Here is a 9,994-nt window from a genome sequence, read left to right as displayed (position 1 = left end):
AGCCCTCGCAAGAGGGCTTTTTTTTTACCCGTTGGCGGCGGTTTTGACGAGTTCCACCACCAGCGGTGAAAGCTCGCCGCGCAGCGCGGCGCGTTCCGACTGGAACAGCGTGGCGACATAAAAACGCCGGCCCGGCAGTTCGATGGCGCGCACGTCGCCTTCGGTGTCGTGGCCGCTGATCATCAGCGGGAAGCGCTCAAGATCGGCGACGAACTCCGGATTCACGCCGAAGTTGCAGTGGTAGCCTTCATGGGTGTTCAGGCTGCCGTAGGCCTGGGCGACGCGGGTCTCGGGCTGAAAAACGATGTCGCCGGTTTTTTCCACTAGCGAGCAGCTCAGCGGGGCGATCACCAACCGGCCGCCGCTGTCGGTTTCCGCATGGCCGGCGTCGTGCCAGCCCATCACGTTGCGGGCGTATTCGACGATGGCGTATTGAAAACCGCCGCAGGAGCCGAGGAACGGCACGTCGTTTTCCCGCGCATGACGGATCGCCATAAAGGCGCCGTCGTCGTAACGATACGGACTGCCCGGCACCACCCAGATGGCGTCGAAATTTTGCAGCGTTTCGGGGGCGGTCAGGGTGTCGGTCGGTAGCCACTGGGGCTGCACGTCGATGTCGAGATGGGCGGCGGCGAGCTGGAGCGCCACGGGGATGGCCTGATGGGCCACGGCTTGCGGGTTGTAATCACCGACCAGAGCAATGCGAACTTGAGCTTTCATCATTTCCTTTCCTGTGCGGGTAAAAAAGGAGATTACAGGAAAGTAGAGTGTCGAGCCGCCGCTTTTTAAACGTGGCGCACAAAAAAGCCCGGCGTGGCCGGGCTGAAAAAAAGAGGGTCAGTACAGCGAGGGCGCACCGGCCGGTCGGGTTTTGAAGCGGCGGTGCAGCCACATGTATTGCTCCGGCGCCCGCATGATCTCTTTCTCGATCACTTTGTTCATGTAAGCCGCCGCCGCCTGTTCGTCGCTGAGCGGATAGTCTTCCAGGGCAGGCTGGATCAGCAGGTCGTAGCCGCGGCCACGTTCGCGGCGGATCAGCACCACCGGCACCAGCGCCGGGTTGGCCATGCGTGCCAGCATGAAGGTGCCGCTGGTGGTAGCGGCCTGATCGACGGCGAACAGCGGGGCGAATACGCTGCCGCGCGGGCCGTAGTCCTGATCGGGCGCGAACCATACCGCCTCGCCGCGCTTGAGCGCGTGCACCATACCGCGCAGATCCTTGCGATCGATCATCGCCTTGTTGGAGCGCATGCGACCCTTGGTCTGCGCCCACTCCATCGCCTTGTTATTGTGCGGACGGTACATCGCCATCATCGGCTGGCACAGACCCATTGCCCGGCCGCCCAGCTCCAGCGACATAAAGTGCACGCCGATCACCAGCACGCCGCGATCGTCGCGCTGCGCCATTTTGAGGTGGTTGATGCCTGAGACGTTGAACCAGCGCTTGACGCGTTTATCCGACCAGAACCAGGCCATGCCGGTTTCCAACAGGCCCATGCCGAGCGATTCGAAGTTGCCCACCACCTTGCGCTCACGCTGCGCTTCGTCCATCTCGGGGAAGCACAGCTCGAGGTTGCGACGGGTGATGGTGACGCGGCGTTTGAGAAATCGCATCGAAGTGCGCCCCATCCACACTCCCAGCCGATTGAGCAACGGGTAGGGGAGCTGGACCAGCAGGAACAGCAGGGCGAGACCGAACCAGGTGAGCCAGTAGCGCGGGTGCAGCAAGGCCAGTTGAAATGCTTTGGCTGATTTCATAGAAACTCTTTTTATACGTTAAAGGGGGCAGCAAGCTGTAACGCATAAAGGTTCCACTCGATAGCGATACGACTACTCAGACACCCAAGTACGGCCAGGGTTTAGTCGGAATTCCATAATTGACTAAACATTTACATTCGAAGGGCGGTTTGCGCTGCTATCAGGCTTCGGAGGGATAGCTGTTGGCCAGCGGAGGCGGCTCTAGGAACGTGTATGTTAACACAGGGTACGGGGTGTGGCGGAAGAGGGGCATGCGAATATTCTCATTCGCGTTGCCCCTGAGTTGATGATTGGCTCGTTTTATAGGCTGGGAATGATAATCGCGGCGAAAATGGCGGCGATCGCCAGCCACTTCAGCAGGTAGTAACCGCGGCGGTTGCGCGCCTTCAGGCGTTGGCCGGCATCGCGCACCGCGTTGACGTACTTGAAGATGCGGTTGATGCCGCCGGTGCGATCCTGATCGTCGTTCGGCGAGCTGGCCGCCGACATCAGCGTGGCGCCGACCCAGTGGTTGACCGCCTGCGCCCAGCGCCATTTCATCGGCCGTTCGACGTCGCAAAACAGAATGATGCGCGTCTGATCGGTGGCGTTTTGTGCCCAGTGCACGTAGGTTTCGTCAAAGATCACCGCCTCGCCGTCGCGCCAGCTGTGCTGCTCGCCGTCCACCTCGATGAAGCAGCGGTCGTCGTTGGGCGTCATCAGCCCCAGGTGATAGCGCACCGAACCGGCGTAAGGATCGCGGTGTTTACCCAAATGGCTGCCGGGCGGTAGCTCGGCGAACATCGCCGCCTTGACCGACGGGATGCGGTTGAGCAGCGCGACGGTTTTTGGGCACAGCGTCTGCGCCGAAGGGTGGCTGTCGCTGTACCATTTCAGATAGAAACGTTTCCAGCCGCGCTTGAAGAAAGTGTTGAACCCTGCGTCGTTGTGCGACTGCGCCTTTTTGATGTGATCCTGCAGGCGTACCGCTTCCTCGCGGATCACCTGCCAGTTGTCGGTCAGCGTCTGCAGCTCCGGGAAGCCTTTTTCGTCGAAGTAGGGCTGTTTGGCGGGCAAGCGGGAGAAGCCGGTCATAAACATGTTGATCGGCCCCATAAAGGTGGAGTGATCGAACAGTTGGCGGGTAAGCTTTTGTTTCTCTTTGCCGCGGGAGTGGGCGTAGAGGAAGCTGATGATAAAAATGCCGATAATGATCGCGGCAACCATAGAATCCATCCTTGTTGGTGCTTGTTAAAAATTCGTACAAATTATAGTTTTGTGACAGGAAAAATTTAACTTTTTCGTGCGCTTTCCCGCTCATGCTGCTTGGTGGCATAAAAAATCAATAAAAATATTGGTAATAAAATTTTATATCGATTTTTTTGGTTTTAGTCCTATTCTTAAATCGTTCAAGGGGCGTTTCATGCCATCTTGTTTCATAACGAATGGCACGTATTTGAGAAAAGAGGGACTTATGAAGAAATCAATCATTGCCTTGTCTGCACTGCTGCTCGCTTCCCCGGTGTTCGCCGCTGAAACCGCGACCGACACCGCCGCCCACGCCAGCAACGAGGTCGTTGCTGAAGCGCACAAAGGGGCGGATACCGCCAAAGAAAAGCTGCACCAGTCTCAGGACAAGGGTGAGGAGCTGAAGCTGAAAGCCAAACACGCCGCCGAAGGCAAAAGCGACAGCGTCGGCAGCAAAGTGAGCGAAGGCTCGCAAAAGGCCTGGCACTCCACCAAACAGGGTACGGAGAAGGCTTGGGACAAGACCAAGCAAGGGGCGGAAAGCCTCAAGAACAAAGCGACCGAGTAAGGTCTCCGCTTTTACCCCAAGGGCCGCGTAGCGGCCTTTTTTATTGCCTGCAATCCAGAGCCGATACCGCGCTTTGTCGCCCTGATTAAAACGTGAGAGTATCCTTCATCGATTGGCGACTCCGTCGCAAGTAAGAAGGAAGCCCTATGAGGCCCTATTGGATAAGGCGTTTATTGACACCCTCACCCACCTGGACAGGCAGAGCATCGGTTATCTTGGGTCTGTTGGTGTTTGTGGTGTTGAGCGGGCTGGATAGCCTGGGTGTAGCGTTGGACGGGTGGAAGCGCTACGTGATGATCGCGGGCGTGGCGGGTATTTGCTATTTCATTGCCGGGTATATTGATAAGCGCATTCCGCGTAAAGCCCCGCCAATGTAGGCACAAGCCAGAAAAAGAAAAAGGCGCTTATCAAATGAGATAAAGCGCCTTTTCAACACGTTAACTGACTAGTATCAGTTCATGCCGTATTTTTTCAGCTTCTTGCGCAGCGTGCCGCGGTTGATGCCCATCATCAGGGCTGCGCGGGTCTGGTTGCCACGGGTGTATTGCATCACCATGTCCAACAGTGGCTGTTCAACTTCAGCCAGTACCAGCTCATACAGGTCATTTACGTCTTGACCGTTCAGTTGAGCAAAATAGTTCTTCAGTGCTTGTTTAACCGAGTCACGCAGAGGCTTTTGAGTCACCTGATCTTGTGAGTTAACGGTAGAAACGGTCAGTACGTCAGAATTTACGCGTTGTTCGAACATAGTTCTGTCAGCTCTTTTTTTACGCTAAGATTTTCGAAATATGCCTCCAACGCCTCCAGCTGTTCGCTGGCATCCTCTATGGCGTTGAATGTGCGCCGAAACTGGTCATTCGGAGCGTGTTCCTGGAGATACCAGGACACGTGCTTACGAGCAATCCGGAATCCCTTGCCTTGGCCATAGAAGCCGTGCAATTCCCGAATGTGCCCAATCAACAAGCGCTTCACCTCGCCAAGCGGCAGCGGCGGCAGCAACTCCCCAGTGTCCAGATAATGCTGGATTTCCCGGAAGATCCAGGGTCTCCCCTGAGCAGCGCGGCCTATCATCAGGGCATCGGCCCCGGTGTAGTCAAGCACTGCTCTGGCTTTATGCGGGTCAGTAATATCCCCATTCGCGATAATCGGAATGGAAACACTCTGCTTAACTGCCCGAATGCTGTCGTATTCCGCGTTGCCGTTAAACAGACAGGCGCGGGTTCGGCCGTGAATCGTCAGAGCCTGAATACCACAGTTTTCGGCCAGTTGGGCAATCTCTACACAGTTACGATGCTCTGGCGCCCAGCCGGTGCGAATCTTCAGCGTTACCGGCACATCCACTGCGTCAACCACCGCGTGGAGGATCCGTTTAACCAGATCCGGGTACTGCAACAAAGCGGACCCGGCAAGCTTCCGGTTCACTTTTTTGGCCGGGCATCCCATATTGATGTCGATGATCTGCGCGCCGCTGGCCACGTTGATACGCGCGGCGGCGGCCATATCATCAGGATCGCATCCGGCAATCTGCACGGATCGGATCCCTGGTTCATCGCTATGCACCATACGCAGACGCGACTTATCCGTCCGCCACACCTCCGGGTTGGAGGAGAGCATTTCGGATACAGCCATCCCAGCACCCATTGCATGACAGAGGGTTCTGAACGGGCGATCTGTAATACCGGCCATCGGGGCCGCAATCAGGCAATTAGTAAGCTGGTGGTGTCCAATGCGCATAGACAAAGAGTGACCATACTGTGTCCGCAAGGGCGCGTATATTACGCATTTTTGCGCCGAGATGAAAGGCCAAACTTTAACCAATTGGCCCGATATTAGGACGAAAAATGCGCTACGCAGTGTTTCATAAAAATATTATATATATTTTACAATAAGTTGACGAAAAGTGCTTATTTTGTGTGCGGAAAAATATTCGCCTTTGTGCAGAATATTATCTGCATTCACCCGCGTTTTTTGCCGAAATAGCCTGCCTGAAAGGCGCATTGTTAGGGCGATCCGTCGTTGAGCGGCGAAAAATTGCATAAAATTTTGTCTCGCCCGCGGGCCGATCGCCGGACAAAAAAAATCCACCGGCGCTGGGCCGGTGGATGAGGGGGCAATAGACCGTGGCGCTTACTTGCGGCGGCCGGTGATGCGGCACCATTCTTCGCGCTCGGCGACCGGATCGAGCGTGAACTTCTCTTCGTAGGCTTGCGCAACGCTGCTCGCCTGGCTGGCCAGCACGCCGGACAGCCCCAGATGACCGCCGGCCTTCGGCAGGCAACCGATCAGTGGCGCCAGCTCGCGCAGTGGGCCGGCAAGGATGTTGGCGACCACCACGTCCGCCAGCAAGTCCGCCGGCTGGTCTTTCGGCAGATACAGTTCCAGACGCTCTGAAACGCCGTTACGCTGCGCGTTGTCGCGGCTGGCCTGAATGGCCTGGGGATCGATGTCGATGCCGATAGCGCGCGCCGCACCCAGCTTCAGGGCGGCGATTGCCAGGATGCCGGAACCGCAACCGAAGTCGATAACGGTTTTGCCGGCCAGATCGAGGCCGTCCAACCACTGCAGGCACAGCGCGGTGGTCGGGTGGGTGCCGGTGCCGAACGCCAGGCCCGGATCGAGCATCACGTTGACCGCGTCGGGATCCGGCACGTCGCGCCAGCTCGGGCAGATCCACAAGCGCTCGCCGAAGCGCATCGGGTGGAAGTTGTCCATCCATTCGCGCTCCCAGTCCTTGTCTTCCAGCTGTTCTATCTTGTGGCGGAAACCGGCGCCCAGCAGCGGGTGCTGTTCCAGCATCGCCACCACCTCGGCCATATCGGTTTCCGCGTCGTACAGGCCGATCACGTCGGTATCGCCCCACAGCAGGGTTTCACCCGGCAAAGGTTCGAACACCGGGTTGTCGTGGGTGTCCTGGAAGGTCACCGACACGGCGCCGCTTTCCACCAGCGCGTCGCTCAGGTCTTCCGCCTGGCTGCCGGTGGTGTTCAGTTTGAGTTGGATCCAAGGCATAGCAATTCTCTTCAAGAGGGTAATGATGACGCCGCCCGGCGCTTTTCGCCGACGACGTTACCGAGATAAAACGCCAACAGGCTGAGCAACAGCGAAGGCACGATAGGGTGCAGCCCCGCCGGTTGCAGGTTGAAGCTGGCCAATAGCGTATAGCATACCGCACCCGACAGCATTGAGCTAAGCGCTCCCTGAGCATTGGCGCGTTCCCAATACAGGCCCAGCACCAGTGGCCACAGGAAGACCGCCTCCAGCCCGCCGAAAGCCAGCAGGTTGAGCCAGATGATCATCTCAGGCGGCCGCCAGGCCGCCAGCAGCACCAGCAGACCGAGGATCAGCGTGGTCAGGCTGGAGAAGCGCTTGATCAGCCGCTCGTTGTGGATCTGCTGTGGGCGTACGCCCAGGTAGAGATCCTTGATGATGGTGGCGGAAGATTGCAGCAGTTGGGCATTGATGGTCGACATGATCGCCGCCATCGGCGCCGCCAAAAAGATCCCGGCGGCGTACGGCGGCAACACGGTGATCATCAGCGTCGGGATCACCTGATCGGGGATCTTGAGATCCGGCAACACCGCGCGGCCGAGCGCGCCGGCCAGGTGCATGCCGAACATCAGCACCGCCACCACCACGGTGCCGAGCAGAATGCCGCGATGCACCGCCTTGCTGTCTTTGTAAGAAATGCAGCGCACGGCGGTGTGCGGCAGGCCAATCACCCCGAAGCACACCAGGATCCAGAACGACGCCATAAACGGCAGGCTGAGGATCTGATCGCCGCCCTGCGGCGACACCAGCGCCGGGTCGATCTGCTGCAGTTTGTTCACCGCGCTGTCCAGCCCGCCGGCGGCGTGGATCACCGCCACCAGCAGCAGCACGGTGCCGAGCAGCATCACCAGCCCCTGCATGGCGTCGTTCAGCACGCTGGCGCGGAAGCCGCCGAAGGCGGTGTACAGCGCAATGCTGATGCCGAAGATCAGCAGGCCGGTGTCGTAAGGAATGCCGGCGGCGGTCTCCAGCAGGCGGGCGCCGCCGATGAACTGCACCGTCATGGCGCCGAGGAACGCCACCAGCAGGCTGAGGCTGGCCAGCCACACCAGCAGGCGGCTTTGGTAGCGGCCATACAGCATGTCATTGAGAGTGATGGCGTTGTAGCGCCGCGCCAGGATGGCGAATTTCTTGCCCAGCACGCCGAGCGACAGCCACACCGCCGGCAGCTGGATCATCGCCAGCAGCACCCAGCCCAGGCCGTATTTGTAGGCGGCGCCGGGGCCGCCGATAAACGAACTGGCGCTGATGTAGGTGGCGGTCAGGGTCATCGCCAGCACAAAGCCGCCCATCGAGCGGTTGCCGAGGAAGTATTCGCTGAGGAAATTCCCGCTCTGGCGGCGGCTGTAGGCGTACACCGACAGGCCGAACACCAGCAGCAGGTAGGCGATCAGCGGCAGGATCACTTCAGTTTGCATCGCGGTCCTCCAGCGAAATGTCGCGGAACACCGTGCGTACCATCAGCCAGCACAGGCCGATGAACAGCAGTGGTACCAGTAAGCAGGCCATTTCGAACCAGTGCGGCAGGCCGGTGACGCCGATAGCGCTGTCCGGCAGGTAGGCCGCCAGTCCCCAGGCCAACAGGTAGAGCAGCGTCAGCCCCAGCGCCCAGCGCGCTTCGCGGTGCGCCTGAATAAAACGTTTGTCCATCAGTGTCCCCCATAGGTTTACGATGATGGCTTGTGACAAGAACAGATGAAGGAACAGGATTGTACGGAATATGCGGCGTTTGGCTAATAAATTATTCACCTTTCCGGTGAACGCAACGGGGTGATGGAAAGAAAAGAGGGGGGTAAATATATAAACTGTTGCCGGTTTATTTCGATTGAAAAATAATTAAAGAGAATGGGAAAGGAATGGGTTTTATATTGGTTGGCGCAACCGGAATCGAACCAGGTGACCTCTGTGAAGTATGACACAGCGCTCTACCACTGAGCTACACGCCTGCAATAAACAAATTTATAACATCTCCTAATCATTCATGTAAATAGATTTTTTTATTTTTTGCTATTAAATAAATCGTTCGGTTAAATAATAATCTGCATATCCTTCGCTATTTATTTACTGTGATTAATATCACGATAAAGCCGCCCCGTTAATACGCTTAAACAAGGGCGGCGTTAATTAGCGGATTAACAATGTCACGCGGTTATCGTTCTTTTCTCAGATATTCTTTCTGAAATAGTATAAAGAACGATGACGCCGATGCACAAAAAGAACATCACGGCATACAGGGCGCCACCGCCACCTTGTTTTAACAGCAAACCGCCGACAAAAGGGGCGAGCGCCAGGCCAAATTCGTAAAACGTGGCGGCGCCGAAGTAAGCCCCTTTTAGGTTAGACGGCGCCATACGATCAATTTGTATATTGAGCGTAGGGAACAGGATGACTTCGCCGAGGCTGAGCAGGAACATGGCGACCAACCACAGCACCCAGCTTTCACTGGAAACCAGCAGGAAGACAATTTGTGAAAGCGCGAGAAAGAACACGCCCAGGCTGGTTTTCAGTGCCAATGACATGCGACGGGTAAAGCGCTCGGTGAAATACTGCAGCGTTATCACCGTAGCTGCATTGATGAATATCAGCACGCTGAGCAGGTATTCGGGGTTGTGCACCTGGCTGATCATGAGGTATTGCGGCAGCGTCACGTCGATCTGCCCGTAGACCAGCATCACCAAAATGTTGGCGACAACCAAAACCTTGAACGCCTGATCGTTCCAGATAATCCGCAAAGAGCCAATGAACGAGAAGGTGGCGTTGCGCGTTTCTTTACCGTGCCCCGCTTTGAATACCGCGAGCACCAGCAGCAAATAGCAAAGGAACGACAATGCGGTGACGAAGAAGGTGGCCTTCTGCGCCGTCAGCCCGAGAGCGACACCCACTAATGGGCCTACGGCTGCGCCCACGTTCATCAGGAAGTAGCGAATGTTCAACGCGCGTTCTCGCTCTTGCCTGTCATGGAGAATATCGCCGATCACCGCTTTGCTGGCGGGTTCGATCAATGAGCGCGAAATGCCATTGAGTAAAATACCGACAAAATACCACGCCGGTGAGTTGGCCAACGCAAGTACGCTAAATGAAATGATAGCGGCAATTGCACCGAGAATAATCAACGTGCGACGGCCATATTTGTCTGATGCGCCACCGAAGAGATAGCCGAAAGAAATAGACACGATAAGTGATACGCTCATCATGACGCCGATTTCCACCGGAGTCATCGCGTAGTTATTTCTCATGAGAATGGTAATGAATGGCCAAATCATGAAAAAGCAGGCGCGCGTCAAAAACGTCCCGATAAAGATAACCCATATTTCTTTTGGGAAATAAGGGATGAATGTTGACCTCAAGGCGGTTTCTCCTTAAATGTTGCTCGTCGTCTGTTGAACCGAGTGT

General features: G+C 56.7%; 10 protein-coding genes and 1 tRNA gene. 1 reads left to right on the top strand and 10 read right to left on the bottom strand.

The genetic code is table 11. From position 1 onward, the window contains the following. Positions 1–24: 24 nt before the first annotated feature. The 3 genes from QDT79_RS02000 to lpxO all read right to left on the bottom strand — a co-directional run bounded on the left by QDT79_RS02000 (position 25) and on the right by lpxO (position 2,964). Positions 25–723: a CTP synthase C-terminal region-related (seleno)protein gene (locus QDT79_RS02000; RefSeq protein ID WP_172837458.1), complete on the bottom strand. Its 699-nt coding sequence runs from the start codon at positions 721–723 to the stop codon at positions 25–27. 114 nt (positions 724–837) lie between these two features. Beyond that, positions 838–1,758 carry a kdo(2)-lipid IV(A) palmitoleoyltransferase gene (gene lpxP, locus QDT79_RS01995; protein WP_063988546.1) on the bottom strand — a complete coding sequence of 307 codons (921 nt, stop codon included), beginning with the start codon at positions 1,756–1,758 and terminating at the stop codon, positions 838–840. A 300-nt stretch (positions 1,759–2,058) separates the two neighbouring features. Beyond that, positions 2,059–2,964, bottom strand: a complete 906-nt coding sequence (gene lpxO, locus QDT79_RS01990; protein WP_107227105.1) for a lipid A hydroxylase LpxO — start codon at positions 2,962–2,964, stop codon at positions 2,059–2,061. A gap of 247 nt (positions 2,965–3,211) precedes the next feature. On the opposite strand from lpxO, the gene QDT79_RS01985 reads away from it, so the two are divergent. Next, positions 3,212–3,553, top strand: a complete 342-nt coding sequence (locus QDT79_RS01985; protein ID WP_016930249.1) for a KPN_00521 family repetitive protein — start codon at positions 3,212–3,214, stop codon at positions 3,551–3,553. A gap of 451 nt (positions 3,554–4,004) precedes the next feature. On the opposite strand, the gene fis is transcribed toward QDT79_RS01985, so the two are convergent. From fis to QDT79_RS01950, 7 genes are all read right to left on the bottom strand, one after another. After that, complete coding sequence (fis, locus tag QDT79_RS01980; protein WP_000462905.1) at positions 4,005–4,301, bottom strand: DNA-binding transcriptional regulator Fis; 297 nt, start codon at positions 4,299–4,301, stop codon at positions 4,005–4,007. Next, positions 4,283–5,287, bottom strand: a complete 1,005-nt coding sequence (gene dusB, locus QDT79_RS01975; RefSeq protein WP_063988548.1) for a tRNA dihydrouridine synthase DusB — start codon at positions 5,285–5,287, stop codon at positions 4,283–4,285. The genes fis and dusB overlap by 19 nt, the downstream gene beginning before the upstream one ends. A 393-nt stretch (positions 5,288–5,680) precedes the next feature. Beyond that, a complete protein-coding gene (gene prmA, locus QDT79_RS01970; RefSeq protein ID WP_033636181.1) occupies positions 5,681–6,562 on the bottom strand; it encodes a 50S ribosomal protein L11 methyltransferase in 882 nt (293 codons plus the stop codon). A gap of 11 nt (positions 6,563–6,573) precedes the next feature. Continuing rightward, a complete protein-coding gene (panF, locus tag QDT79_RS01965) occupies positions 6,574–8,019 on the bottom strand; it encodes a sodium/pantothenate symporter (RefSeq protein ID WP_063988550.1) in 1,446 nt (481 codons plus the stop codon). Continuing rightward, positions 8,009–8,251 carry a YhdT family protein gene (locus QDT79_RS01960; protein ID WP_004936865.1) on the bottom strand — a complete coding sequence of 81 codons (243 nt, stop codon included), beginning with the start codon at positions 8,249–8,251 and terminating at the stop codon, positions 8,009–8,011. Before QDT79_RS01960 ends, panF begins: the two co-directional genes overlap by 11 nt. Positions 8,252–8,470: 219 nt before the next feature. Continuing rightward, positions 8,471–8,547 (bottom strand) — tRNA-OTHER (locus tag QDT79_RS01955). 195 nt (positions 8,548–8,742) lie between these two features. Then, complete coding sequence (locus tag QDT79_RS01950) at positions 8,743–9,948, bottom strand: MDR family MFS transporter (RefSeq protein WP_107227103.1); 1,206 nt, start codon at positions 9,946–9,948, stop codon at positions 8,743–8,745. Positions 9,949–9,994: the final 46 nt, after the last annotated feature.

It is taken from the genome of Serratia marcescens, from assembly GCF_029846115.1.
In the GTDB taxonomy this organism is placed as follows: domain Bacteria; phylum Pseudomonadota; class Gammaproteobacteria; order Enterobacterales; family Enterobacteriaceae; genus Serratia; species Serratia marcescens_L.
This window is presented reverse-complemented; position numbering and strand designations above follow the sequence as displayed.

Coding starts and splice junctions, on each gene's coding strand:
- QDT79_RS02000 (WP_172837458.1), bottom strand. CDS start 723: ATGATGAAAGCTCAAGTTCGCATTGCTCTGGTCGGTGATTACAACCCG.
- lpxP (WP_063988546.1), bottom strand. CDS start 1,758: ATGAAATCAGCCAAAGCATTTCAACTGGCCTTGCTGCACCCGCGCTAC.
- lpxO (WP_107227105.1), bottom strand. CDS start 2,964: ATGGTTGCCGCGATCATTATCGGCATTTTTATCATCAGCTTCCTCTAC.
- QDT79_RS01985 (WP_016930249.1), top strand. CDS start 3,212: ATGAAGAAATCAATCATTGCCTTGTCTGCACTGCTGCTCGCTTCCCCG.
- fis (WP_000462905.1), bottom strand. CDS start 4,301: ATGTTCGAACAACGCGTAAATTCTGACGTACTGACCGTTTCTACCGTT.
- dusB (WP_063988548.1), bottom strand. CDS start 5,287: ATGCGCATTGGACACCACCAGCTTACTAATTGCCTGATTGCGGCCCCG.
- prmA (WP_033636181.1), bottom strand. CDS start 6,562: ATGCCTTGGATCCAACTCAAACTGAACACCACCGGCAGCCAGGCGGAA.
- panF (WP_063988550.1), bottom strand. CDS start 8,019: ATGCAAACTGAAGTGATCCTGCCGCTGATCGCCTACCTGCTGCTGGTG.
- QDT79_RS01960 (WP_004936865.1), bottom strand. CDS start 8,251: ATGGACAAACGTTTTATTCAGGCGCACCGCGAAGCGCGCTGGGCGCTG.